Source organism: Natronoarchaeum mannanilyticum (assembly GCF_039522665.1).
GTDB lineage: Archaea > Halobacteriota > Halobacteria > Halobacteriales > Natronoarchaeaceae > Natronoarchaeum > Natronoarchaeum mannanilyticum.
In genome coordinates, this window is the sequence record NZ_BAAADV010000007.1 from 563,116 (window position 1) to 586,957 (window position 23,842).

Below are 23,842 nucleotides of genomic sequence, written 5' to 3' on the forward strand. Positions count from 1 at the left end.
GAGAACACGACAAATCTTCCCAGACCGTTCGCAGTTCGTGAGACTCCGGCGACGCGAACCATTTATCAGATAGCTCGCACCTGTTTTCAGTATGGACCTGCAGATCGACGGGAACGCGGCGCTCGTCACGGCATCGAGCAGCGGCCTCGGGAAGGCCTCCGCGAAGGCGCTCGCCCGCGAGGGCGCGAACGTGGTCGTCAACGGTCGCGACGAGGAGCAACTCGCCGAAGCGGCCGACGAGATCCGCGAGGTGGCGTCGGGCGAGGTCGTCGAGCAGCCGGGCGACCTCACCGAGAAAGCGGACATCGAGCGGCTCGTCGAGCGCACGGTAGCGGAGTTCGGCACCGTCGACCACCTCGTGACGAGCGCGGGCGGCCCGCCGAGCGGCCCGTTCTTGGAGACGACCGACGAGGACTGGTACGAGGCGTTCGACCTGCTGGTGATGAGCGTCGTCCGCCTCGTTCGCGAGGCCGAGCCCCACCTGCGCGAGGGCGAGAGCGGCACGATCGTCAACGTCACCTCCCGGAGCGTCAAGGAGGCGATCGACCAACTCGTGCTGTCGAACTCGGTTCGGATGAGCGTGATCGGCCTCGAAAAGACGCTCTCGAAGGAGCTGGCGCCCGAGGTGCGGGCCAACGCGGTCCTTCCGGGCTCCCACGAGACCGCCCGCATCGAGGAGCTGATCGAGCAGGCCATGGAGCGGGGCGAGTACGACAGCTACGAGGAAGGGCTCGACGACTGGGCCGAGGGCAACCCCGCCGAGCGCATCGGCGACCCGATGGAGCTGGGCGAGGTCGTCGCCTTCCTCAGCTCACCCAAATCGAGCTACGTCAACGGCGTCGCCGTCCCGATCGACGGCGGGTCGGGCGCCTCGAACCTGTAGTCGACGGTCAACCCCCGCAGCAACCCCACCGCGACGGACGCGGGGCACTTTTATTCCGGCCGCGAGTACGGCCGCGTATGTCGCTGGTGCTCCCGAGCGAGATCGTCGTCGAGCGCTTCGTCCCCACGGCCCGAGCCATGCTGGCCGCGGCGCTCGACGAGCGGGAGTTCACCCAGCAGGAGATCGCCGACCGGATCGGCGTCACGCAGGCCGCGGTGAGCAACCTCGTCAACGGGAACGTCGCCGTCGAGGAGCGGTTCAGCGAGGATCCGCGGATGGTCGAGACGATCGAGCGCATCGCCGACGGGTTCGAGGACGATCGGATGGACGGCGTCGACGCCATGGCCGAACTGATCGCCCTGGTCGAAGCGTTCGAGGATCGGGGGCCGATCTGCGCCGTCCACGAGGACGCGATGCCGGAACTTGAGGGACTGGGCTGCGATCTCTGCGTCCGGGGCACCGACTCGGAGGTGCTCGCCGAGCGGGACGTTCTGGCGTCGGTTCGCCGGGCCGCCCGCTTGCTCGCCGGCACCGACGCGGTGGCCGAGCACGTCCCCAACGTCGGCACCAACGTGGGGATGGCCCTGCCCGACGCCGAAGACGCGACCGACGTGGCGGCGATCCCCGGCCGGATCTACCGGATGCGCGGCAGCGTCGAGGTGCCCGCCAACCCCGAGTTCGGCGCCTCCGAGCACGTCGCTCGGACGGTTCTCGCCGCCCGGAGCGTCGATCCGGACGTCCGCGCGGCGCTGAACGTCGGGACGAGCGACGCCCTGCTCGCCGCGGCCCGCGAGCGCGGGATCGATCCCCTGGAGTTCGATCCCGACTACGAGGACCGCGGCGACCACCTGCGCGAAGCGCTGAACTCGCGCGGAGTCGTCCCGCCGGTCCTGTTCCATCGCGGCGCCTTCGGCATCGAGCCCGTGACGTTCGTGCTCGGGCGGAACGCCGTCGAAGCCGCCGAACTGGCCGTCGACCTCGCCGATCGAGCGGCGGGCGGCCACGAAACGTAAGTACCTGCCCTTCGAATCCGTTCGCAGTACCGACATCGACGCCGGTATCCACCGATGATCGATCCCGACGAGCGGACCGCGCGGCGGGCTCTCGACGGCGTCAGCGACGCCTACCTCGCCATCGACGAGCGCTGGCGGATCAAGTGGGCCAACGCGGCGGCGGCCGAGCTCGCCGACCGGCCGCGCGAGGAGCTGGTCGGCGCCGACGCCGGCGACGTGCTCCCCGACGACGTCACGGCGGCGCTGCGCGAGACGTTCGGCGCCGCGGCGACCGACGAGCCGGACGTTCCGAGCCCGATCGCGCGGACCCCGGACGACGCCCGACCGCACGACGCCGATCTGGAGTTCCGCATCGACTGCGCCCCGAATGGATCGTTCGACGTCCGAGCGACCGCGGTCGACGACGGCGTCTCGGTGTTCGTCAGCGACGTCACGGACGCGAGCCGCCTGGACCGCGAGCTCGCCCGGAACGCGACGATCGTCGAGGCGGTCCACGACGCCGTCGTGACCCTCGACGCAGACGGGACGGTGACCAGCGCCAACCAGGCCGCCGAGGGGCTGTTCGGCGCCGACCGACGGGAACTGATCGGGACCGGGATCGCGGAGCTCGCGACCGAAACCCGGCTCGACGCCGACGGCGCCGCGACGTTCGCCGACGCCGCCGCGGCGGTTCGGGAGGGAAAGGCCAGCGAACGACGGTTCAGCGTGTACTTCGAGGGCGCTGACGGCCGACGCGTCGGCGACGTCCAGCTCGTCCCGCTGCCGGTCGACGGCGCCGACGGCACGGTCGGCGTGATCCGCGACGTGACCGAGCGCGAGGAGTACGACCGGATCGTCACCGCACTCCACGACGTCTCGCGGCGCCTGTTCGGCGCCGACGACGAAGACGAGATCTGCGCGATCGCCGTCGAGGCGGCCGCGAACCTGCTCGACCTGGAGCTCAGCGGGGTCTGGCTGCTCGACGAGGAGCGCAACCGACTCGATCCCGTCGCCGCCACCGCCCGCACCCACGACGAGATCGGCGGACTGCCCCACTTCGCGGAGAACGAGGGACTGATCTGGGACGTCTTCCGCAGCGGCGACGCCGCGCGCTACGACGACCTCCGCGAGGTGGACGGCGTCTACAACCCTGGAACGCCGATCCGCAGCGAGCTGATCGTCCCGATCGACGACCGCGGCGTCCTGATGGCCGGCGAGTTTCGAACCGATCAGTTCGACGATACGGATCTGGAGCTGGCGGGGATCCTCGCGTCGAACGTCGAGGCGGCGCTCGATCGGACCGACCGCGAGACGCTGCTGCGGCGCCGAACCGAGGAGCTGGAGCGCCAGCGCGACCGCATGGGGACCGTCGCCGCCGTGCTCTCGCGGGACATCGAGCGCCGGCTGTCCGCGGCCCGCGAGGCGCTGGGTGCGTCGCAGGGGGCGACGGTCGACGCCGACGGGCGGGCGGCCGACGCAGGACGGTCCGCGGCGGAGAACGACGGCGTTCCGGGCCGGGCGGCCGCCGCGGAGGAACTGGCGATCGCCGAACGCCTCGTCGCCGACGTCCGCGAGGTGGCCGGCGCCGCCGGCGCGGAGACGTCCCGGGAACGCGTGTCGCTCGCCGACGCCGCGGCCGACGCCGCCGAGCGCGTCGACGGCGTCACGGTCCGAGCGCTCGACGATCCGAGCGTCCGCGTCGATCGGCGCCGCTTCGTCCGGTTTCTGGCGGCGTTCTTCCGCTTCGCCGCCGGCCGGGCCGAGGGCGACGTCGCGGCCCACGTCGGACGGCTCGACGACCGCGACGGGTTCTACGTCGCCGACGACGCGCCGCCGATCCCCGACGACGACCGGGCGGACGTGTTCGACCCCGAGTACGCCGGATCGCTGTCCCACCCCGGGCTGGGGCCAGCGATGGCCGACGAGATCGCGGACGCGAACGGCTGGGAGCTGTCGCTGGTGGAAGCGGACGCGGACGACTGGGGAGCACGCTTCGAGATCACCGACGTAACGACGCTTTCGCGGTGACGGGCGAAGCGCCGAAAGAAACGGACTATCGGGAGATGTCGCGACACGCCCGCCCGTGGGCGTCCCGCTCGGAGAGCCGGGCCATCGTGTCGTCGATGTCCGACCGCAACACGGCGAGGCGATCCTCGAGGCGGGCGTACTCCTCGCTGGCGCGGAGTTCGGCCTCGGTCTTTTGCTTGTCGAGGACCGCCTTCTTCGAGGCCAACGCGAAGAACTCCTGGAGCTGTTCGTCGTACGCCGATCGCAACAGGAGCTGATCGAGCGTGTCGGTGAGATCGCTCTTCGAGACGGGCTTGACGAGATAGTCGTCGAACCCCATCTCGACGATGTCGAAGTCCGGTTCGACCGCGGTGACCATCGCGACGCGACAGTCAAGGTCCCGCTCGCGGATCGTGTCGAGCACCGTGTCGCCGGACAGCCCCGGCATCCGGCGGTCGAGCAACACGACGTCGACGTGCCGGTCGATGGCGTCGAGCGCCTGGCTGCCGTTGTACGCCGTCCGAACCGTGCACTCCTCCTCCAGCCAGGCGGCGTACAGATCCGCCAGGTCGGGCTCGTCCTCGACGATCAGGACGGCGGGCTCATCCGACCGTGCCATCAGTTTCGACCCCTGTACCGATCATTGTTTTTACGTTCTCAACCCGTTGACTTCAATATAACGGCCCGCGAGGAAACTGACGGTCGAGAGATAGATCGCCCGACGGCGGCGGGCGGCTGCGTCTCGTCGCTTAGATTCGGGTCAGTCGAGTTCGCGCTCGATGACGGCCCGCCAGTCGGCGATCGCGTCGGCGTCCGTGACGATCGTCGTCTCGCCCGCCGCGATCGAGAGCCGGCCGTCGTCGGTCGCCGTTCCGAGGCGCACGACCGGCGCGACACCCTCGAACGCCGCCTCGACGGCCCCGGGCTCCGTCGTCTGGACGAGGGCACGACCGGGCTGTTCGTGGAACAGCGCGGCCGTCGGATCGACGCCCTCGGGCAGCGACACGTCGAGGCCGGCGTCGTCGGTGACCATCTCGGCGAGCGCGACGGCGAGGCCGCCGTGGCTGACGTCGTGGACCGCGAGCGTGGCGTCCTGATCAGCTACCGCGGCCAGCGCCGAGACGACCGCGCCGGGCTCGGCGGGCAGTTCGGGGAACTGATCCGTGCCGCCGAACTGCGCGAGGAACTCGGAGCCGCCGAGGCGGGCGTCCGCGCCGTCCCCGGCCGCGAGGTCGCCGACCAGCAGCAGTTCGCCGTCGGGCTCCACGGAGAGCGGCGGGGCATCGTAGCCGGGCTTCGTGCCGGTCATCGCCAGCGTCGGCGTCGGCGGGATCGGGCCGTGCTGGGAGTCGTTGTACAGCGAGACGTTGCCGCCGACGACGGGCACGTCCAGCTCGCTGCACATGTCGGCGAGTCCGTCGACGATCCCCTTGAACCCGCCGTACACGTCGGGCTTCTCGGGGTTGCCGCCGTTGAGACAGTCCACCGCGGCGAGCGGGGCGGCGCCCTTCGCGGCGAGATTGGTGGCGTTCTCCAGGGCGACCGCGCGGGCGCCCTCGTAGGGGGCCGCGTCGGTCCAGTTCGGCGCCGCGCCGGCCGAGATGGCGAGTCCGACGCCGGGTGCGGCGTCGCCGTCACCCTCGGCCGCTTCGTCGTCGCCCGCGGCCTCCCGGATCGCCATCACGGCGGCGTCGTCGCCGGGCGCGACGCTCGTGCGGACGCCGACCTCGTGGTCGTACTGGCGGTACACCCAGCGCTTGCTCGCGGTGCTGGGCGCCGACACCACGGTCTTGAACGCCTCGGCGAGATCGGCGTCGGGCAGGTCCCGCTCCTGGGGCTGGGGCTCCTCGTGAGGCAGGTCGTTCATCGGCGCGCCCTCGCCGAGGAACTCGGCGTCGACGTCGACGACCGTCTCGCCCTCGAAGGTGCAGGTGTAGTTGCCCTCCGTCACTTCGCCGATCACCGAGCAACCCAGGTCGAACTTCTCGGCGATCTCGCGAACGCGGTCGACGTTCTCCGGACGGACCTCGTAGCACATCCGCTCCTGGGATTCCGCGAGCAGGTACTCCAGGGCGGTCATGTTCGGCTCTCGCTCGTGGACCTCGGTCAGCTCGATGTCGGCGCCGAGGCTGCCCTTGGCGACGAGTTCGCTGGAGGCGCCGCCGAGGCCGGCCGCGCCGAGGTCGCGGGCCGACTCGATCAGCCCTTCCTCGATCAGCTCCTCGTTGGCCTCGATCAGCAGCTTCTCCGCGTAGGGGTCGCCGACCTGGACCGCGGGCCGGTCCTCCGTCTCGGCGTCCTCGTCTAAGTCCTCGCTGGCGAAGGAGGCGCCGCCGAGCCCGTCTCTCCCCGTGGAGTTCCCGAAGAGGACGAGCTTGTTGCCCGCCTCCTGGGCCACCGCGGTGACCAGACGATCCTCGTCGGTGAGGCCGACGCAGGCGACGTTCACCAGGGGGTTGCCCTCGTAGTCCTCGTGGAAGTCGACGCTGCCGCCGACCGTGGGGACGCCGATGCAGTTGCCGTAGTGGCTGATCCCCTCGACGACGCCCTCCAGCAGATACCGCGAGTGCTCGCGGTCGAAGTCGCCGAAGTACAGCGAGTCGGTCAGCGCGATCGGGTACGCGCCCATCGAGAGCGTGTCCCGGACGATGCCGCCGACGCCCGTCGCGGCGCCGTCGAACGGGTCGACGAAGGAGGGGTGGTTGTGGCTCTCGATGCCCATCGTGACGTACGTCTCGCCGTTGGGGGCGTCCGCATCGGCCGAATCGTCCGCGGCGTAGTCCGGCAGCGCGACGACGGCGGCGTCGTCGCCCGGCCCGACGACGACGCGCTCGTCCTCGCTGTCGAACGCGCCCAGGAGCGGACGCGAAGAGCGGTACGCGCAGTGCTCGCTCCAGAGGTTTTCGAACAGCGCCGCCTCGGCCGGGGTCGGCTCCCGGCCGAGTTCCTCGACGACGAGGTCCCGGTCCGGATCGGAGAGACTCATTCACCTCCCTGTTGACTCAGGGTCGGTAAAGGCGTTTCCATGTGCACGAACGTGCGGGTTCTCTCGGGATCCCCGATCGCGCCGCTGCCCGGCCCGTCGTGCTACTCTCTGACGCCGCGCCGGAAATACCGAGCTACTTTTGGGGGCACCGTCCGAAGGTGGCCCCGTGCTGTCGGTCGAGCTACACGCCCACTCCGAGCTGTCGTACGACGGTCGGGATCCGGTCGATCTCCTCTTAGAGCAGGCCGAGGCGGTCGGCCTCGACGCCCTGGCGATCACCGACCACGACGAGTTCGACGCCAGCCTCGAAGCCGCCCGGAAGGCACCCGACTACGGCCTCGTGGGGATCCCCGGCATGGAGATCACGAGCGAGGCGGGCCACGTCCTCGGACTGGGCCTCGAGGAACCCGTCGAGCCGGGGCTGCCCTTCGGCGAGACGCTCGATCGCATCCGCGAGCAGGGCGCGGTCGCCGTCGTCCCCCATCCTTTCCAGGAGGCGCGCCACGGCGTCATGGCGAACATCACGCGCGACGAACTCGCCGACGCCGACGCCATCGAGGTGTACAACTCCCGGCTGTTGACCGGCCGGGGGAACCGTCAGGCGAGCGAGTTCGCCGAGCAGTACGGCCTTCCCAAGACCGCCGGCAGCGACGCCCACATCAGCGAGATGGTCGGCCAGGCGGTCACGCGCGTCGACGCCGCCGACCGATCTGTCGAAGGGATTCTCGACGCCGTTCGCGAGGGCCGCACCGAAGTCGACGGTAAGCGAACCCCCTGGCGGATCAGCTTCCGACAGGCCGCCGGCGGCGCGAAGCGCCGCGTGATCGCCAGGCTGCTCGAACTGTTCTGATGCTACACGGCGCCCCGCCGGACGCCGTTCGCCGGGCGCTGGACGACGCCGATCCGCTGCCCGGGACCGCCGGGTTCGCAGGGGCGTTGGAGGTCGATCCCGACGACGCCGACGAGACGCTCGTCCGCGACGTCCTGGGACGCTACCCGCTGTTCGTCGACGAGACATCCGAGGAGTGGGCCGCGTCGCCGACCGAGCTCGCGAACCCGCAGTCGTTCCCCGCGGGGCACGCCCGGCGTCCAGCCGAGGTCGACCCCGAAAAGGTCTGGACGCTCCCCGATCCGGAGCCGTTCGCGGACGAGCGAACGGCGGTCGCGGAACTCCGAACGGCGGTGCGCGACGGCGTCGACGCCGCGGCGTCGGCGGCGTCCGCCGATGACGACCGCGAGGACGCCGACGTCGCGGTGGCGTTCTCGGGCGGCGTCGACTCCGCGCTGGTCGCGGCCGGCCTCGACGCCGCGGGGATCGACGCGCCGCTGTACGCCGGCGGCTTCCCCGACAGTCACGACCTCGACGCCGCCCGCTCCGCGGCGCACGCGATGGACCGCGAGCTGCGGGTCGTCGAGTTCACCGTCAGGGACGTCGAGCGCGCCGTCCCGCGGGTCGCGCGGGCGATCGACCGCCCGGACGCGATGGCGGTCCAGATCGCCCTGCCGCTCTTTCTGGTCGCCGAGCGTGCTGCTGAGGATGGGTACTCACATCTTGCGGTCGGACAGGGCGCCGACGAGCTGTTCGGCGGCTACGCCAAGGTCGCCCGCGCACCGGAGGACCCGCGCGTCGACGCCGACACCGTGCGCGGCGCGCGCGACGAGATGCTCGCGACGCTCCCGAAGCAGTTAGAGCGGGACGTCCTCGCGCTCAGGGCCGCCGGCGTCGAGCCGGTCGCGCCGCTGCTCCACGATCGCGTGGTCGAGACCGCGCTCCGGCTACCCGGCGACGCGCTCGTCGACGACCGCGGCGAGCGCAAGCGCGCGCTCCGGCTGGCCGCCCGCGAGTTCGTCCCCGATCGCGTCGCGTTCCGAGAGAAGAAGGCCGTCCAGTACGGCAGCCTCGCCGCCCGGGAACTGGATCGGCTCGCCCGCGAAGCCGGATTCAAGCGCAGGATGGACGACCACGTCACCGAGTACGTGCGATCGAGGATCGACGAATAAAGGAGCATCCGGCGAGTACGACGGCTCGAATGGATCCGACGATCGGCACGGAGGCGCTCGCGGGCGTCGACGGGCCGCTGGGCTACGCGCTCGTCTTTCTGCTTGCTGCTATCCCCGTCGTCGAGGTGCTGGTCGTCGTCCCGGCGGGCGTCGCGCTCGGGATGAACCCCGTGCTCGTCGCGCTCGCCGCGTTCGCCGGAAATCTGACGACCGTCCTGTTCGTGATCGCGGGGTCGGACCGCGCGCTGGCGTTCGTCCGGCGCCGGTTCGGCGATCCGGATGAGGATCCCTCGAAGCGCGTTCGGCGCGCGAAACGCCTCTGGAAGCGGTACGGCACGCCCGGCCTCGCGCTCGCGGCGCCGATCAGCACCGGCGCCCACCTCGCGGCCGTGCTCGCGCTCTCGCTCGGGTCGGGGCGGCGCGACGTCGCGTCGTGGATGGCGGTCAGCCTGCTCGCGTGGACGACCGCCCTCGCTGCGGCGTCGTTCTACGGCGTCGAGGGTCTCGGAGCGCTCGTTTGAGCGCCCTCGCGCCGGCCGGTCGGGCGGCGGCGTCTCGACGCCGCGTCTCTAGAACTCCCCGAAGCGCGTGATCGGCTCCAGTTCCTCCGTCGGCGGCTCCTCGAAGGCGCGCTTGGCGATCGTCCGGCGGTGGACCTCGTCGGCGCCGTCGACGATCCGGAACTGGCGGACGTTCTCGTAGAAGTCGGCGAGCGGCAGATCCTTCCCGATGCCGTTGCCGCCGCAGTACTGCACCGCGGAGTCGATGGCGTCCTGCACGGCGTTGGCGGCGAACGTCTTGCACATCGCCACCTCGACGCGGGCTTCGGCGCCGTCGGCGTACCGACCGGCCGCGTGGCGTACCATCGTCCGGGCGGCGTGCAGTTGCGTTCGGTGGTCCGCGACGTCGAAGCGCACCGCCTGCTTGTCGGCGACCGACGAGCCGAACGCCTCGCGCTCGCTGACGTACGCCGTCGCGACGTCGAGCGCCCGGTCGGCCATCCCCAGAAAGCGCATGCAGTGGGTGAGCCGCGCGGGGACGAGTCGCTCCTGGGCGATGGCGAAGCCGGCGTTTTTCGCGCCGAGCAGGTTCTCCTCGGGGACCCTGACCTCGTCGTAGCGGATCTCGGCGTGGCTCATCCCCATCGGCGCGCCGCCGAGGTGGGGGACGTCGCGGACGATCTCGACGCCGTCGGCGTCCGCGGGCACCAGAAAGATCGACGTTCCCTGGTAGGGGTGGGCGTCCTCGTCGGTCCGGGCCATCACCAGCAGCACGTCGGCCTCGCTGCCCTGCGTGGTCCACCACTTGTGGCCGTCGATCACCCACTGGTCGCCGTCTTTCTCCGCGCTCGTGCGGAGCATCTTCGGGTCCGACCCGCCGCCCTGCATCGGCTCGGTCATCGAGAAGCCGGAGCGCGCCTCACCCGCAGCCAGCGGGGCGAGCCAGCGCTCCTTCTGGGCGTCGGTGCCGACCATCTCTAAGGTGTGCATGTTCCCCTCGTCGGGCGCGCCGCAGCGCAGCGCGGTCGGGCCGAGCAGGCTCCGCCCGGCTTCCTCGAACACCGGTAGCAGCTCGCGGAAGTCCAGCCCGAGCCCGCCGTGCTCCTCGGGGATCTGCGGGCCGTACACGTCGTGCTCGCGCGCTTGCTCCCGGAGTTTCTCGATCTCCTCGTCCGGGACGGACTCCGTGCCGAGGTACTCGCGCTCGACCGGGATCACGACCTCGTCGACGAACTCGCGGGTCCGCTCGGCGGCCGCGCGGCCGCGCTCGGGATCGTCGTACTCCATGATCGTTCATCGTAGTTGCGTTGTAAAAAGCTGCCCCCGAACGGCGTCGTGCGATCCGAACAACGCCGGTTTCGTTTATTTCCGTGGCCCAAGATACTTGCCAACGTTCCCCGTACGAGACCAACATGAACGTTCGAGAAGAAATTCGGGCGGGCGACGCCGCGGACGAAGCGGCGTCTCGACGCCGAAGCGCCACGTCCGGACGCCGAACCTGGGCGTCGGAACGCCGGAGTGCGGCATCGAACGGCGGAGGCGCGAGCGCCCGATGACCGACGCGTACCTCGACCGGCTGGTCGACGACGACGCGCTGGCGTCGTATCTCGACGCCGAACTCGGTCCGGCCGACGCGTTCGAGTACGAGCGCCTCGGCGAGGGCCACTCCAACGAGACGCTGGCGGTGACCTGGGGCGCCCGGGACCTCGTGTTGCGCCGCCCGCCGGCGGGCGAGACGGCCGACACCGCCCACGACGTGACCCGCGAGTACCGCGTGATGGACGCCCTGCAGGGGACCGACGTGCCGGTGCCGACGACGGTGCTGGTCTGCGAGGATCGCGACGTGATCGGCAGCGAGTTCTATCTGATGGAGCGCGCTCGGGGGGACGTGCCCCGCGACGACGAACCGGAGCGGTTCGCGACGCCCGAGCACCGTCGGCGCCTCGGCGAGGAGGTCATCGACACGCTGGCGGCGATCCACGAGGTCGACTACGAGGCCGTGGGACTCGGTGAGTTCGGGCACCCGGAGGGGTTCACCGCGCGGCAGGTCCAGCGCTGGTCCGAGCAGTACACCTGGGCGTTCGAGGTCACCAGCGAGGACCGCGAAGTCCCCGAGATCTACGACCTGACGGGCTGGCTGATGGAGAACGTTCCCGAGGACCATCCCCACACGCTGGTCCACGGCGACTTCAAGCTCGACAACCTCATGTTCGCGACGGGGACGCCGCCGGAACTCACGGCCGTCTTCGACTGGGAGCTCTCGACGCTGGGCGACCCTCGGACCGACCTGGGCCTGCTGGCGCTGTTCTGGCGCGACCCCGGCGATCCCGACCCGCCGACGCCGGAGCTGCTCCAGCCGTTCACCGAGCGCGAGGGGTATCCCACTCGCGAGGAACTGTTCGAACGCTACGAGGACCGGACGGGGATCGCCTTCGAGCACCGGCGCTTCTACCAGGTGCTGGCGGCCTACAAGCTCGGCGCGCTCGGCGAGATGTTTTACCGGCGCCATCTGGAGGGCAACGCCGCCGATCCGCTGTACCCGAAGATGGAGGCGGGCGTCCCGCGACTGGCCGAGTACGCGCTCGCGCTGGCCGAGGGCGAGATCGAGCTGTAGCCGGGCTCGAACATCTAACCGCAGACCCCCTGTCCGACGTGGACGTATAGGACGAGCCGCCGGAAGTGGCGACTGGCAATCTATTTACGACCGTGCTAGAAACCGACCGCCCATGGTAGAGGAGTTCACCGACGAACTACACTCGATGGCGGGCGAGGACCTGCGGGCGGTCGCGTCGTTCGGGAAGCTCGATTACGACGTGGCGTACATCCGCGACGACGTCGGCGAGCGCTACTCGCGGGAGGGACTCGACGATCTCTATCGGAATCTCGTCTCCGACGGCATCGCCAACGACGAGATCGGCCAGCGGATGGCCGTCGGCGACCAGCAGGCCAGAATCAAGGTGTTCGAGGAGGTGATCGTCCTGATCTTCCCGAGCAGCCGATACGAGGGCGTGTTCGCGTCGGTCGACCGCGATCCGGACGTTTCCATTCTGGAGATCATCGACCTCGCGGACGCCGAACTGTAACTGCGATCGGCTGAAGAACGTCCCCCATCGTGGTCCGTCGCAACCTCGTCGGTCCCGATCACCGATCCGGTTCCGTTTTCTCGATGAGCGGGTGCTGGACGTAGTCGTTGACCTCGACGTCGGCCAGCGAGTCCAGGCCGCCGCGGCGGGCGACCATCTCGAATCCCAGCTCATCGACGTCCTCGACCGGAACGTCGAGCACGTACGCCAGCGTCCGGTCGAGATCGAGTCGCCGCGCGGCCATCGCCCGGTGGTGGCCGTCGACGAGAAACGTCGTCGATCCGTGCGAGACGGCGATCAGCGGCTCCGCAAGGTCGTTTTTGAGCTCGTACTTTCGGCCCTCCAGTTCGTCCGCGTACACCTCCCGCTGGGTCGGGATCAGCGAGGAAATTTCGATCTCGCGCTCGTCGACGTCGATCGACGTGTCGTGGTTCCGTTCCAACATCCGACGGGTGCTCTCGACCTTCGAGGGCGTCGTCCGCTCGATCTGGCTGCGGACCGCGTCGCCGTTCGAGAACATGCCGAGCAGTTCGCCGTCCTCGTCGACCACCGGGAGGAACTGGTGACCGGTCCGGAAGATCACCCGCGCCGCGTTCTTCACCGTCATCTCGGGCCGGACGACGACGAGCTCGCGGGTCATCACCTCGTCGACCGACTCGTCGCCGTAGATCTCCAGCAGGTCGATCGCGTTGACGAATCCCAGGAGCTGCTCGTCCTCGTCGACGACCGGGAGCCCGTTGAACTGGGATCCCTCCTTGATGCGGTCGACGACGTCGGTCACCCACGCGTCCGGGCCGACGGTCTCGATGTCGGTCGTCATGTACTCGTCGACGCGGACCTCGTCGAACTCCATCAGCGTCACGTTGGAGTCGTCACTCCGGTCCGGCATCGTTCACCCTCCGGCGTCTCGGCCCGGAACCGTACCCTGTCATGGGACGAGCTACTCGCTCGTCCGTTTTTAAATCCGCGCTCGCTCGGGGATCAGCTCCGACCGTCTTCGACGGCCTCGATCGCGTCGATGCCGACCTCGACGACGTCGTCGGCCAGCTCGTCCGCTCGCGCTCGCAGGTCCGCCGGCTCGAACCACTCCCAGTCGGCGGCGTCCTGCTCGCCCTTCGCGGGCGTGACGTCGCGGTGATCGACTTCGCCGTAGTAGACGAAGTCGACGTGCTGGTGGCCGACGCCCTCCGGCGTGACGTTGATGTCCTCCAGCAGGAACTGCTGAGGTTGAGGGAGCGACCGAGCGGTCTCCGACTCGGGGCCGTCGGCGTCGGCCAGCAACGAGACGTCCAGCCCGATTTCCTCCCGGGCCTCCCGGAGCGCCGCCTCGTGAGGCAGTTCGTCGCGGTCGACGTGCCCGCCGGGCGGGAGCCACATGTCCAGCTTGTCGTGCTCGTGGAGCGCCGTCGCGCCGTCGTTGACGACGTAGACGGTCGCGACGAAGTGACGCGTCGTCTCCATACGGGCTCTCTGCGACGCCCGGGGCTTGTACTCTCCGCTCCGCGGCCGGCCGCACTCCCGCACCGGCCCGGGACCCGAACTAAGTGGATCCGCCGTTAAGTGGCGAGTATGTACGATCGGATTCTGGTCGCCGTCGACGGTAGCGAGCCCGCCAACGCCGCTCTCGATCACGCGCTCGACGTCGCTTCCGACTGCGACGCCGAGGTCCGCGCGCTGTACGTCGCGGACACGAACCGCGACAGCGTCACCACGGTCGGAACCGACGTCCGCGACGCGCTCGAACAGGAGGGCGAGGACGTGATCGAGGGCGCACGCGAGCGCGCGGCCGCTCGTGACGTCCCGTTCACGGGCGAAGTCGTTCAGGGCGAGCCGGGCGACGCGATTCTCGAAGCCGCCGACGAGCGCGCGGCCGACCTCGTCGCGATCGGCACCAGCGGCAAGGGCGCCATCCGGCGCTTCCTGCTCGGCAGCGTCGCAGAGCACGTCATTCGTCGGGCCGACGTGCCGGTGCTCTCCGTGCGTGCCGACGAGGACGTCCGGGTCGAGTACCCCTACGACTCGATCCTGGTGCCGACCGACGGGAGCGAGCACGCCTCGCGCGCGATGGAACGAGCCGTCGAGCTGGCCCGGCGCCACGACGCCACGCTGCACGTGCTCTCGGTCGTCGACGTCATGGCCGTCGGCGTCGACTCGCGGGCCGACCTGATGATCGATCAACTCGAAGAGCGCGCCCGCGAGGCCGTCGAGGACGCCGGCGCGGAGGCCGGCGAGGCGGGCGTCGACGTCGTCACCGACACGATCGTCGGCTCGATCCACCGCGAGATCCGATCGTACGCCGAGGAGAACGACGTCGATCTGCTCACGATGGGCACCCACGGACGCCGCGGCGTCGACCGGTTCCTGCTCGGCAGCGTCACCGAGCGCGTCCTGCGAACGGCGCCGGCGCCGGTGCTGACGGTTCGCGGCGAGGACGAGGAGGACTGATCCCGGGCGAAGCGACCGCGGTGCAGGCGCATCTCGTTCGATGAGAGGTGGCCGTCAGATCCGGGGTCTGAGCTCGTCGGATCCGGGGTGCGAACTCGACGGGGCCGGCGACCGATATTTCCGTTCGTCGGCCGTACGCCGTCGTATGGCCCGCCGTTCCGACGATATGGGCGTTCTCCGCCCCGTTGCTCTCGGTCCCGTCCACTGGGCGATGATCGCGCTCGCGCTCCTGACGGGCGGGATCCACCTCTACGTCGCCGCGACGACGGGCGAACCGGCGTACGCGGTGCTGGGGATCGTTCTGCTGGCCGGGCTCGGCGTGTTCTTCACGCGCTGGTTCGCGCCGCCGCTGTACCTCGTCGGCGCCGTCTACGTCTCCCTGTTGCTCGTGGCGTGGGTGATCGCCGGCCAGCAGCTGCTCGCGCTGGCGATCGTCGACAAGCTGGTCCAGGTGGCGCTGATCGTCGTCTTCGCCTACCTGCTGGTCATCGAAAGCGGGTCGGCGTCGGAAAACGGGCCGTAGTTCGACACCGCGACAGCGGGCGAGCGGGCGTCAGGCCGGCGCGGCGTCGTCGGCTTCGAGCAGTTCGTGGTAGCGATTTCTGATCGTGACCTCGCTGACCGACGCCACCTCGCCGACCTCGCTCTGGGTGACCTGCTCGTTGGTCAGCAGGGCGGCGGCGTACACCGCTGCCGCGGCCATCCCGACGGGGCTCTTGCCCGAGTGGACGCCGCTGTCCTTGGCGCTCCGGAGCAGTTCGCGGGCGCGCATCTCGGCCTCGTCGGAGACCTCGAGCTCGGAGGCGAACCGGGGGACGTACTGCTCGGGATCGGCGGGCTGGATCTCCAGTCCCAGCTCGCGGACCACGTAGCGGTACGTTCGGGCGATCTCGTCGCGATCGACCCGGCTCACGGCGTCGATCTCGTCGAGGCTGCGGGGCGTGCCGGCCTGGCGGGCGGCGGCGTACAGCGACGCCGTCGCGACGCCCTCGATCGAGCGGCCCGGCAGGAGGTCCTCGTCGAGCGCGCGCCGGTAGATCACGCTCGCCGTTTCCCGCACGGTGTCGGGCAGCCCGAGCGCGGAAGCCATCCGATCGATCTCGCCGAGCGCCTGCTTGAGGTTGCGCTCTTTGGAGTCCCGGGTGCGGAAGCGCTCGTTCCAGGTGCGCAGGCGCGACATCTTCTCGCGCTGGCGCGAGGACAGCGACTGGCCGTAGGCGTCCTTGTCCTGCCAGCCGATGTTCGTCGAGAGGCCGTCGTCGTGCATCATCTTCGTCGTCGGGGCGCCGACGCGTGACTTCTCGTCCTTTTCGGCGGCGTCGAACGCGCGCCACTCGGGGCCGCGGTCGATCTCGTCTTCTTCCACGACGAGCCCACAGTCGGCACAGACCGTCTCGCCGCGCTCCTCGTCCGAGACGACCTGGCCGCCACACTCCGGACAGGCGAGGCTCTCGGTCTCGGACTCGGTCGATCGCTCGTCGCTCGCGCGCTCTCGGATGCTGGTGTCTGTCATTGTGGTGCTGGTGAGACAGCCGGGGCTCGGAGACCCTCTGTTACACTGTTATGTTGTATCTCCAGCGACTTAAAATATTCGGTTGTGACGGCGTCTGCCGGCTGTTATCGGTGATTCCCGTGTTTGTCCGAGCCTCGTCAAAAGTCGGTCGTCAGGGCGTCTCCGCCCGCCGCTCACGCCCCGTCGAGGAACGACCGTAGCTCCTTGGTGTACTCGTCGGGTCGGTCCTCCGGAACCCAGTGGTAGGCGCCGTCGAGCCCGACGATCTCCGCGTCGTCGATGTCCGATTCCAGCCGTTGGGCGTACTCGATCGGCTGGAACTCGTCGGCGGCGCCCCACAGCAGCAGCGTCGGCGCCGCGATCTCGCTCGGGTCGACCTCGGTCGTGTGGCTCGTGTTCGTCCCGACTGCGTTCCGGCTCAGCGAGATCTTCGCCTCCTCGGACCGCCACGGCGCCTGGATCCCCTCCACGAACGCGTCGTCCGGGTCGCCCGCCAGTGTGCTCCGAAGCATCCCGTCGAGCGTTCCCTGGAGGTCCTCGACGTCCATCTCCCCGATTGTGCCTGGCAACCCCAGTTCGATGATGGTCTCGATCGGCCAGGAGTCGTACGCGACGGCGTTCGAGAGCACCAGCGCGTCGACCCGATCCGGCTCGTGGACGGCGTACCGCAGCGCGACGCCGCCGCCGAGGTCGTGGCCGACGAAGGCGATCGAATCGATCCCCAGCTCGTCGAGCAGCGCGTCGATCATCGCCTCCTGGGCCCGGATCGAGCGGTCGAACGAGTCGCGCATCTCCGACTGTCCGTAGCCGACCATGTCCGGCGCGATCACCCACCTGTCCTCCGCGATCTCCGGAGCGGCGTGACGCCAGAGGAACGAGGACGTCGGGATGCCGTGCAAGAATAGCACGGGGTCGCCCTCACCCTCGTCGTAGTAGGCCACGTCGAGTTCGTGCTCGTCGACCGGGACGGTCGTCGTCTGCAGTTGCTCTCGCCACTGGTCGTACTCCATACGTTCAGCGTCCACGCCCCGAGTGGTGAGCGTTGGGTCCGAGAGAGCGCTGTCGACCGGCCGAGCAGTAGCCGAGAGGCCAGACGCGACCTCCGTGTCGCGTCTCGGGGGAGGGCAGGCCGGCGTGGCCGCCCTCGGCGGCCCGCCGGTGCGGTTGCGGTGCGAGTGCGGTTGCGGTGCGGGTGCGGTTGCGGTGCGGGTGCGGTTGCGGTGCGGGTGCGGAGGCGGTGCGGTCCTGGCGGAATACAAGGGCGAACGAGCGACCGCAGGGAGCGAGTGAGGGCTTGTAATCGAAATGCTTACTCCCGGCCCGCCAGTTCCTCCGTGCATGAGCGACACGCCCGCCGGTCCCGAGGATGTCCGCCACGTCGCAGAGCTGGCGCGGGTCGACCTCGACGACGACACCGTCGACGAGTTCGCCGCGCAGTTCGCGGACATCCTCGACTACTTCGAGACGTTGGACGAGGTGCCCGAAGTCGACCGCGAGGCCGACCTGGTCAACGTGATGCGCCCCGACGAGGAACACGAGGGGCTCACCCAAGAGGAGGCCCTGCAGAACGCCGAGGAAACCGAGGACGGCTACTTCAAGGGCCCGAACGTCTCCTAACCATGTCCGAGAACATCTTCATCACGGAGGAGACCGCGGCGGGCGACGACGACGGACCGCTCGCCGACAAGACCGTCGCCGTCAAGGACAACATCTCGACCGAGGGGATCCGGACGACCTGCGGATCCGCGATGCTCGACGAGTACGTCCCGCCGTACGACGCGACGGTCGTCGAGCGCCTCAAGGACGCCGGCGCCGACGTCGCGGGGAAGGCCAACATGGACGAGTTCGGCATGGGGACGACGACCGAAACCTCGGCGTTCGGCCCGACCGACAACCCCGCCGCGCCGGGTCACGTCCCCGGCGGCTCCTCGGGCGGGTCCGCCGCCGCCGTCGCGGCGGGCGAAGCCGACCTCGCGCTCGGTTCGGACACCGGCGGGTCGGTGCGCTGTCCCGCGGCGTTCTGCGGCGTCGTCGGCATCAAGCCGACCTACGGGCTCGTCTCGCGGTACGGGCTGGTGGCGTACGCCAACAGCTTGGAGCAGATCGGCCCGCTCGCGCCGACCGTCGAGGAAGCCGCCGAACTGCTCGACGCGATCAGCGGTCCCGACCCGAACGACGCGACGACGCGCGAGGAGGGCGCCGACACCGACTACGCCGCAGCGGCCGACGGCGACGTCGACGGGCTGGAGATCGGCGTCCCCACCGAGCTACTCGACGGCGCGGACGACGGCGTCGTCGAGCAGTTCTGGAGCGCGATCGACGAGCTCGAAGCGCAGGGCGCGAGCTACCACGAGGTGAGCCTGCCCTCCGTCGAGCACGCCGTCGAGGCGTACTACGTGATCGCGATGTCCGAAGCGTCCTCGAACCTCGCGCGGTTCGACGGCGTCCGCTACGGCCACTCCGGCGGGTTCGAGGGCAACTGGAACGAGGCGTTCTCGAAAGCCCGCCGCGAGGGCTTTGGCGACGAGGTCAAGCGCCGGATCCTGCTGGGCACGTACGCTCTGTCGGCCGGCTACCACGACAAGTACTACAAGAAGGCCCAAGACGCCCGCGCGTGGGTCAAGCAGGACTTCGACGAGGCGCTCGCCGACGCCGACGTGCTGGCGAGCCCGACGATGCCGATCCCGCCGTTCGAGCTGGGGGAGAGCCTCGACGATCCGCTGAAGATGTATCTCGCGGACGCCAACACCACGCCCGTCAATCTGGCCGACTTACCCGCGATCTCGGTGCCGGCCGGCGAGACAGATGGGCTGCCGGTCGGGCTGCAGTTGATCGGCCCCGCGTTCGGCGAAGAGACGATCGTTCGCGCGGCGAGCGCGCTGGACCAAGGTTAGACATCTTTCGTTCGTTTTCGACGCCTGTACCTCTGTAGGGTCATCGTTGCCACGACCGCCGACAGGAACGTGACCGCGGCCATCGCGAGTTTCGTTCGCAGCGAGGTCGGCGGCGCGTCGTCGACGGGCTCGGGAACGTCGTTGTCCGGCGCCGCGATGTGCCGATACGCACCTTTGAAGAACTTCACGGGAGTCCTACGGGGCCAACGGCAATAAGGACTCCAGACGGAGTCGGGCCTCTCGCACGCAGAGATCGGATGTCCCGTGCGCGCTGACCGTCCGAGCAACCCACGCACGGCCGCCGTCTCGCTTTCCCAGTCCGCACGGGACGCCGATTCCACTCCGTTGCTCGTATCGAATTCACAATTACTTCAACCGCGATAGGCCGTTAGGGAATATTTTATAACGTAGTACTTGCAGTATAGTTATAACATGAATCTTGTGGCCGATCCGCCGGACGACCGACGTGGACTTTCGCCCATCGTCGGCATCGTCCTGTTGTTCGGGATGGTGCTGTTCGGCGCGACGCTGGTCGCGCTGGGCGGGATGTCGCTGATCGACGCGATGCAGACAGAGGGATCGCTTGAACAGGCCGAAACGTCGATGCAGCAGGCCGACTCGGATCTTCGAGAGCTGTCGTTCTCCGCCGACGAGAACCGGACCTCCCTGAAAACGTCGGGCGACGCCCGATTGACCCAGGACGCCCGGATAACGCTGGTCGTCAACGGAAATTACAGCGACCGATCGACGAACGTCACACTCGGCTCGTTACGCTACGAGGCCGACAACGGTCAGACGGTGTCCCTCGAGGGCGGGGGCGTGTTTCGGTCGGTGGAGAACGGTAGCGTCGTCGTCTCGCGGCCGTCGCTGACGCTCCGTGACGGCCGGCTGTCGTTCCCCGTCACGAAACTGGACGGCTCCGTCGACGACGGCGACAGCCTCACGGCGAAGAAAAACGCCAGCAACACACGGTCCCTCGGCAGCGAAATTCTGGGCGACGAACACGCTCCGGCGGATAACGTGACGATCATCGTCGAGAGCCAGCACTACGACGCCTGGGGGCGCTACCTGTCGCGACAGACGGGCAACGATCCGACGATGGATCACGACGCCGAACGGGCGTCGGTTACCTACAACCTCTCGACGAACGCGTCGGACGACAGTGACGCGGAGTCGACGCCGGAGTTCGACGCCGGGTTCGTCGACTACGATCGCCCCGACGACGACGAGTACGTCGTGTCCGGTCCGACCGCGAGAGTTCCTATCGAGGTGTCCAACGACGGCGCTAAGGGGGACACGACTGTCGCACTCTGGGCGGAGCCCGATCAGTTGCTCGGCGTCGAAGACGTCTCCGTCGACGAAAACGGAACGGAACGCGCGGTCGTCGAATTCCCCGCAGCCCGGGTCGGCACCGGCGTCCACGATCTCCGCGTCGAGGTCGACGGCGACGAAACCACCGGTGCGGACCTCAACGTCACGACGGTGACCGGCGGCGGATCGACGGGCGAACCGTCCTACGACGTCGATATCGACGAACGCGTCTACGGCGTCACCGAGGGCGAAACGCGCACGATCGGCGCGACGGTCGACAACACCGGCTCGGCGGACGGCGACACCAGCGCCGCACTGCTCGTCGACGGCCGACTCGTCGCCGTCGAGGACAGCGTTTCGATCCCGGCCGGCGGCTCCGAACGGCTCTCGTTCGAGGCGCCCTCCGAGCCCCTCGACCGCGGCGACCACAGCGTCGAGGTGGTCGTCGGCGACGCGAGTGACACAGCCGTCCTCCGGGTCCACGCGCTCGTCCGCGCGGTCGACGACACGCCCGGGGAAGACACCCGGCACGTCGTGCAACACACCGTCGACGACGGGTCGGCGCTCGACGGCGAGTCGCTCGACGACATAACGATCGACTACCCGACGGGCAGCGTCGACGCGTCGGCGTTCGCCGATCCCGGGAACCAGATCGAGGCGATCGGGATCGATACGGATGCCGACGGCGACATCGAGGACGACGTCCCGCCGGGCGCAATCCACCCCAACAACGGCGTCACAATCACCGACGGCGCTTCCACCGTCACGATAGATCTCAGACACAGCAACCCGACCTTGCGCGCTGGGGACCGCCTCGTGATCGAGTACGACAAAGATGACGAGATTGTGAATCCGTCAGTCGACGGGTCTTACGCAACGACCGTCACGCTCGACGGCGTCGAACTCACCGGCGACCTCGAGATCGGGGACGCCGACGGCGACGAGGAGTGCGTTACGCGACTCGGTGCGGCCTGCGGCACGATCGAAGAGGACGAGAGCGCTAACGCCGTCCGGGTCAACCAGGACGAGGCGAGCCTGACGTTCGTCGGCTCGGAAATCGCCCAGGAGATCGACAAGAGCGAGGTCGAGCGAACGCCGCTCGACGTCGTGTTCACGCTCGACCGGTCCGGATCGATGGACATCGAATACTACTGGCATACGATGGGGACCGGGGACAACACCTACTACTACCCGGAGACGGAGACCATCACGGTCGAGGAGGCCATCGACGAAGGGTATCTCACGGATTCCGAACGGGACTTCGGCGGCTGGGACGATCCGGAAACGTATGACTACACCGTCACTGAACGCGGCGTCTTGCCGTACGTCCGAGAGGATGGCAACTGGACGTCCATCGACCGAACGGACGGGATGAGGTACACGTTCTCAGACCACATATGGACGGTGACGGAGGATGGATGGACGCCGATCCCCCGACAGATTCACTTCGACGCCGATCCGGAAGACGAGATCCAGATTCGGAACGCTGGCTTCGATCCCGCCGAACAACGCGTCGATGCCACGCGGTCGTTCATCGACGCGCTGAACGGTTCCGCCGGCGACAGAGCGGCCATCACGGAGTTCGAATCCGACGCGAACACCATTCAGGAACTGACCGATCCCGCGACGGCCCGTTCGGAGGTCGAAGCGAGCGCCGACGGCGGCACGAACATCACCGCCGGCATCAGAAACGCGATCGACGAACACGACGCCGACGACAACGGCGAGAAAGCGATCGTCCTGCTGACCGACGGCGAGAACGACGTCGCCGGGGCGTCGACCGAAGACGAGAACGACCGCACCCGCGAAGCAGCCGAAGCGGCCGCCGCGAAGGACATCGCCGTCTACACCGTCGGCCTCGGCAACGCGGACAGAGCGCTGCTGGAGGACGTCGCCAACACCACCGGGGGCGAGTTCTACCCCGCCGACGAAGCCGACGAGCTCGAGCGCGTCTTCGACCAGATCGCCGGCGAGACGGTTCGCGACCGGACGAAGCAGATCGAGTACCAGTCCGCGACCACCGCGGTACGGGTCGGCGGCGAGAGCTACACCCTCTCGCCGGACGGGGATCTGGGCGGATCGACCCCCGATAAGAACGCCTCGAACGTCAACGATCCGACCGCCGGCCCGCGAACGTACAACGTCGACGACATCGATCTCGGCTCGCTCGTCTCGACGAGCGTCGCGGCCTACGACTGCGAGGAGTCCGAGGGAACGGACGAGACCGTCACTCACGACGGCGAGGAGTACGAACGGACGCGCTGTGTCGCCGCGGACGATCGGCGGGACCAGCGCGACAACGCGTCCGTGTCGCACCACCGGATCTACACTGACGGCGACGACCTCGAGGAGTTCGACGACCTTGCGTGGTACCAGGACGGTCCCGAGGCGCTGCTCGAGAGCTACGACGGCAGCCTGATCCGGAACGGCACGTTCACGCTGTCGGACAACCAGGCTGTCATCCTCGTCGAGCTCGACGGCGAGGGCGCCGGCACTGACTACGCGCTGATGCTGCTGGAAACTCGGGAACCCGACGTCGACTCGACCGCCGAGTTCGACGTCTCCGTCGACGACGTACCGGACGAGGTCGAACAGGGCGATGTCGCCGCGGTCACCGCGACCGTCGAAAACGTCGACGACACTGCGGGGACGGTCGGGTCCGGTGTCCAGATCGAGGGAGAGATGCGGACGGCCCGAGAGCTATCGACGCTCAGCGTCGGCGAGGAACGCGAAGTAACCTACAACGTCCCGACGGCCGGCGTCGATCCCGGAAACCGCACCCTGACCGTGCGCGCCGGTGACGCCGCCGCGTCGGACGAGTTGACCGTCACGCCGCCCGGTACGGCGTCCGCGCCGTCGTTCGACGTGTCGTTCGACGTTCCCGCGAGCGGTTACGAGGCCAACGAGTCGTCGACGACCGTTACCGCGGAGATCGAAAACACTGGGACCACGGACTGGGAGACCAACGCGGGCCTGTTCGTCGATAGCACCGGCCAGATCGTCGGCGCCGATTCGGGAATCGAGGTCGACGCGGGAGAGACCGAGCGGGTCGACTTCACGGTCGATCCGAGGGACTTCGAGAGCGACGGCGACTACACGGTCGAGGTCGCCGTGGAGGACAGTTCCGCCACGGCGCCGCTCTCGGTTACCAAGCGACCGGAGCAGGATCCGTCAGTGATCGACGCGCCGGTCGACGAGATCGAACTGGAGGGCTGACCGCGCTGACG

At 69.1% G+C, this 23,842-nt stretch carries 21 protein-coding genes; 13 read left to right on the forward strand and 8 right to left on the reverse strand.

What is annotated here, in order from left to right:
- The first annotated feature begins 91 nt into the window (after positions 1–91).
- The 3 genes from ABDZ81_RS15935 (at position 92) to ABDZ81_RS15945 (ending at position 3,903) form a co-directional block, all read left to right on the forward strand.
- Positions 92–883 (forward strand): SDR family oxidoreductase, encoded by a 792-nt coding sequence (locus ABDZ81_RS15935; protein WP_343775053.1) that lies wholly within the window; start codon positions 92–94, stop codon positions 881–883.
- A gap of 77 nt (positions 884–960) precedes the next feature.
- Positions 961–1,896 carry a thiamine-phosphate synthase family protein gene (locus ABDZ81_RS15940; RefSeq protein ID WP_343775054.1) on the forward strand — a complete coding sequence of 312 codons (936 nt, stop codon included), beginning with the start codon at positions 961–963 and terminating at the stop codon, positions 1,894–1,896.
- Positions 1,897–1,950: 54 nt separating this feature from the next.
- Complete coding sequence (locus ABDZ81_RS15945; protein ID WP_343775055.1) at positions 1,951–3,903, forward strand: PAS domain-containing protein; 1,953 nt, start codon at positions 1,951–1,953, stop codon at positions 3,901–3,903.
- A 25-nt stretch (positions 3,904–3,928) separates the two neighbouring features.
- Here ABDZ81_RS15945 and ABDZ81_RS15950 read toward each other — a convergent pair whose 3' ends face one another.
- Complete coding sequence (locus ABDZ81_RS15950) at positions 3,929–4,501, reverse strand: HalX domain-containing protein (RefSeq protein ID WP_343775056.1); 573 nt, start codon at positions 4,499–4,501, stop codon at positions 3,929–3,931.
- Between the two features lie 141 nt (positions 4,502–4,642).
- The gene (gene purL / locus ABDZ81_RS15955; protein WP_343775057.1) at positions 4,643–6,868 is read right to left on the reverse strand and encodes a phosphoribosylformylglycinamidine synthase subunit PurL; all 2,226 of its coding nucleotides are present in this window, start codon (positions 6,866–6,868) and stop codon (positions 4,643–4,645) included.
- Between the two features lie 166 nt (positions 6,869–7,034).
- Between purL and ABDZ81_RS15960 the strand changes: the two genes are divergently transcribed.
- From ABDZ81_RS15960 to ABDZ81_RS15970, 3 genes are read left to right on the forward strand one after another with little or no spacing between them, the layout of a single operon-like run.
- On the forward strand, positions 7,035–7,718 hold the full coding sequence (locus ABDZ81_RS15960) for a PHP domain-containing protein (RefSeq protein WP_343775058.1): 684 nt from the start codon (positions 7,035–7,037) through the stop codon (positions 7,716–7,718).
- The gene (locus tag ABDZ81_RS15965) at positions 7,718–8,869 is read left to right on the forward strand and encodes an asparagine synthase C-terminal domain-containing protein (protein ID WP_343775059.1); all 1,152 of its coding nucleotides are present in this window, start codon (positions 7,718–7,720) and stop codon (positions 8,867–8,869) included. The genes ABDZ81_RS15960 and ABDZ81_RS15965 overlap by 1 nt, the downstream gene beginning before the upstream one ends.
- A gap of 29 nt (positions 8,870–8,898) precedes the next feature.
- Positions 8,899–9,390 carry a small multi-drug export protein gene (locus ABDZ81_RS15970; protein WP_343775061.1) on the forward strand — a complete coding sequence of 164 codons (492 nt, stop codon included), beginning with the start codon at positions 8,899–8,901 and terminating at the stop codon, positions 9,388–9,390.
- A gap of 48 nt (positions 9,391–9,438) precedes the next feature.
- On the opposite strand, the gene ABDZ81_RS15975 is transcribed toward ABDZ81_RS15970, so the two are convergent.
- Positions 9,439–10,656, reverse strand: coding sequence for an acyl-CoA dehydrogenase family protein (locus ABDZ81_RS15975; RefSeq protein WP_343775062.1), 1,218 nt, complete (start codon positions 10,654–10,656; stop codon positions 9,439–9,441).
- A gap of 265 nt (positions 10,657–10,921) precedes the next feature.
- Here ABDZ81_RS15975 and ABDZ81_RS15980 point away from each other — a divergent pair, with 265 nt between their 5' ends.
- Positions 10,922–11,983 (forward strand): phosphotransferase family protein, encoded by a 1,062-nt coding sequence (locus tag ABDZ81_RS15980; RefSeq protein ID WP_343775064.1) that lies wholly within the window; start codon positions 10,922–10,924, stop codon positions 11,981–11,983.
- Between the two features lie 112 nt (positions 11,984–12,095).
- Positions 12,096–12,452: a DUF7522 family protein gene (locus ABDZ81_RS15985; protein ID WP_343775066.1), complete on the forward strand. Its 357-nt coding sequence runs from the start codon at positions 12,096–12,098 to the stop codon at positions 12,450–12,452.
- 58 nt (positions 12,453–12,510) lie between these two features.
- On the opposite strand, the gene ABDZ81_RS15990 is transcribed toward ABDZ81_RS15985, so the two are convergent.
- Positions 12,511–13,305, reverse strand: coding sequence for a CBS domain-containing protein (locus tag ABDZ81_RS15990; protein ID WP_343775319.1), 795 nt, complete (start codon positions 13,303–13,305; stop codon positions 12,511–12,513).
- A gap of 128 nt (positions 13,306–13,433) precedes the next feature.
- Positions 13,434–13,913 carry an NUDIX hydrolase gene (locus ABDZ81_RS15995; protein WP_343775068.1) on the reverse strand — a complete coding sequence of 160 codons (480 nt, stop codon included), beginning with the start codon at positions 13,911–13,913 and terminating at the stop codon, positions 13,434–13,436.
- A 108-nt stretch (positions 13,914–14,021) separates the two neighbouring features.
- Between ABDZ81_RS15995 and ABDZ81_RS16000 the strand changes: the two genes are divergently transcribed.
- Both ABDZ81_RS16000 and ABDZ81_RS16005 read left to right on the forward strand, forming a co-directional pair.
- Complete coding sequence (locus tag ABDZ81_RS16000; protein WP_343775070.1) at positions 14,022–14,897, forward strand: universal stress protein; 876 nt, start codon at positions 14,022–14,024, stop codon at positions 14,895–14,897.
- Positions 14,898–15,042: 145 nt separating this feature from the next.
- Positions 15,043–15,420 carry a DUF7475 family protein gene (locus ABDZ81_RS16005; protein ID WP_343775072.1) on the forward strand — a complete coding sequence of 126 codons (378 nt, stop codon included), beginning with the start codon at positions 15,043–15,045 and terminating at the stop codon, positions 15,418–15,420.
- Positions 15,421–15,450: 30 nt separating this feature from the next.
- Here the strand turns inward: ABDZ81_RS16005 and ABDZ81_RS16010 are convergent, their stop codons facing one another.
- Together ABDZ81_RS16010 and ABDZ81_RS16015 are read right to left on the reverse strand one after the other, a co-directional pair.
- Positions 15,451–16,410 carry a transcription initiation factor IIB gene (locus tag ABDZ81_RS16010; protein ID WP_343775074.1) on the reverse strand — a complete coding sequence of 320 codons (960 nt, stop codon included), beginning with the start codon at positions 16,408–16,410 and terminating at the stop codon, positions 15,451–15,453.
- A gap of 173 nt (positions 16,411–16,583) precedes the next feature.
- Positions 16,584–17,420: an alpha/beta fold hydrolase gene (locus tag ABDZ81_RS16015; RefSeq protein ID WP_343775076.1), complete on the reverse strand. Its 837-nt coding sequence runs from the start codon at positions 17,418–17,420 to the stop codon at positions 16,584–16,586.
- Positions 17,421–17,748: 328 nt separating this feature from the next.
- On the opposite strand from ABDZ81_RS16015, the gene gatC reads away from it, so the two are divergent.
- Both gatC and gatA read left to right on the forward strand, forming a co-directional pair.
- The gene (gene gatC, locus ABDZ81_RS16020) at positions 17,749–18,027 is read left to right on the forward strand and encodes an Asp-tRNA(Asn)/Glu-tRNA(Gln) amidotransferase subunit GatC (RefSeq protein WP_343775078.1); all 279 of its coding nucleotides are present in this window, start codon (positions 17,749–17,751) and stop codon (positions 18,025–18,027) included.
- A 2-nt stretch (positions 18,028–18,029) separates the two neighbouring features.
- Positions 18,030–19,304: an Asp-tRNA(Asn)/Glu-tRNA(Gln) amidotransferase subunit GatA gene (gatA, locus tag ABDZ81_RS16025; protein WP_343775080.1), complete on the forward strand. Its 1,275-nt coding sequence runs from the start codon at positions 18,030–18,032 to the stop codon at positions 19,302–19,304.
- Here the strand turns inward: gatA and ABDZ81_RS16030 are convergent.
- Complete coding sequence (locus ABDZ81_RS16030; RefSeq protein WP_343775082.1) at positions 19,301–19,492, reverse strand: hypothetical protein; 192 nt, start codon at positions 19,490–19,492, stop codon at positions 19,301–19,303. The genes gatA and ABDZ81_RS16030 overlap by 4 nt on opposite strands.
- 244 nt (positions 19,493–19,736) lie before the next feature.
- Between ABDZ81_RS16030 and ABDZ81_RS16035 the strand changes: the two genes are divergently transcribed.
- Complete coding sequence (locus ABDZ81_RS16035) at positions 19,737–23,831, forward strand: DUF7289 family protein (RefSeq protein ID WP_343775084.1); 4,095 nt, start codon at positions 19,737–19,739, stop codon at positions 23,829–23,831.
- Positions 23,832–23,842 lie beyond the last annotated feature (11 nt).

Bases quoted from the DNA above. Each gene is read 5' to 3' on its own strand.
- ABDZ81_RS15935 (WP_343775053.1), top strand. From the start codon at position 92: ATGGACCTGCAGATCGACGGGAACGCGGCGCTCGTCACGGCATCGAGC.
- ABDZ81_RS15940 (WP_343775054.1), top strand. From the start codon at position 961: ATGTCGCTGGTGCTCCCGAGCGAGATCGTCGTCGAGCGCTTCGTCCCC.
- ABDZ81_RS15945 (WP_343775055.1), top strand. From the start codon at position 1,951: ATGATCGATCCCGACGAGCGGACCGCGCGGCGGGCTCTCGACGGCGTC.
- ABDZ81_RS15950 (WP_343775056.1), bottom strand. From the start codon at position 4,501: ATGGCACGGTCGGATGAGCCCGCCGTCCTGATCGTCGAGGACGAGCCC.
- purL (WP_343775057.1), bottom strand. From the start codon at position 6,868: ATGAGTCTCTCCGATCCGGACCGGGACCTCGTCGTCGAGGAACTCGGC.
- ABDZ81_RS15965 (WP_343775059.1), top strand. From the start codon at position 7,718: ATGCTACACGGCGCCCCGCCGGACGCCGTTCGCCGGGCGCTGGACGAC.
- ABDZ81_RS15970 (WP_343775061.1), top strand. From the start codon at position 8,899: ATGGATCCGACGATCGGCACGGAGGCGCTCGCGGGCGTCGACGGGCCG.
- ABDZ81_RS15975 (WP_343775062.1), bottom strand. From the start codon at position 10,656: ATGGAGTACGACGATCCCGAGCGCGGCCGCGCGGCCGCCGAGCGGACC.
- ABDZ81_RS15980 (WP_343775064.1), top strand. From the start codon at position 10,922: ATGACCGACGCGTACCTCGACCGGCTGGTCGACGACGACGCGCTGGCG.
- ABDZ81_RS15985 (WP_343775066.1), top strand. From the start codon at position 12,096: ATGGTAGAGGAGTTCACCGACGAACTACACTCGATGGCGGGCGAGGAC.
- ABDZ81_RS15990 (WP_343775319.1), bottom strand. From the start codon at position 13,305: ATGGAGTTCGACGAGGTCCGCGTCGACGAGTACATGACGACCGACATC.
- ABDZ81_RS15995 (WP_343775068.1), bottom strand. From the start codon at position 13,913: ATGGAGACGACGCGTCACTTCGTCGCGACCGTCTACGTCGTCAACGAC.
- ABDZ81_RS16000 (WP_343775070.1), top strand. From the start codon at position 14,022: ATGTACGATCGGATTCTGGTCGCCGTCGACGGTAGCGAGCCCGCCAAC.
- ABDZ81_RS16005 (WP_343775072.1), top strand. From the start codon at position 15,043: ATGGCCCGCCGTTCCGACGATATGGGCGTTCTCCGCCCCGTTGCTCTC.
- ABDZ81_RS16010 (WP_343775074.1), bottom strand. From the start codon at position 16,410: ATGACAGACACCAGCATCCGAGAGCGCGCGAGCGACGAGCGATCGACC.
- ABDZ81_RS16015 (WP_343775076.1), bottom strand. From the start codon at position 17,420: ATGGAGTACGACCAGTGGCGAGAGCAACTGCAGACGACGACCGTCCCG.
- gatC (WP_343775078.1), top strand. From the start codon at position 17,749: ATGAGCGACACGCCCGCCGGTCCCGAGGATGTCCGCCACGTCGCAGAG.
- gatA (WP_343775080.1), top strand. From the start codon at position 18,030: ATGTCCGAGAACATCTTCATCACGGAGGAGACCGCGGCGGGCGACGAC.
- ABDZ81_RS16035 (WP_343775084.1), top strand. From the start codon at position 19,737: ATGAATCTTGTGGCCGATCCGCCGGACGACCGACGTGGACTTTCGCCC.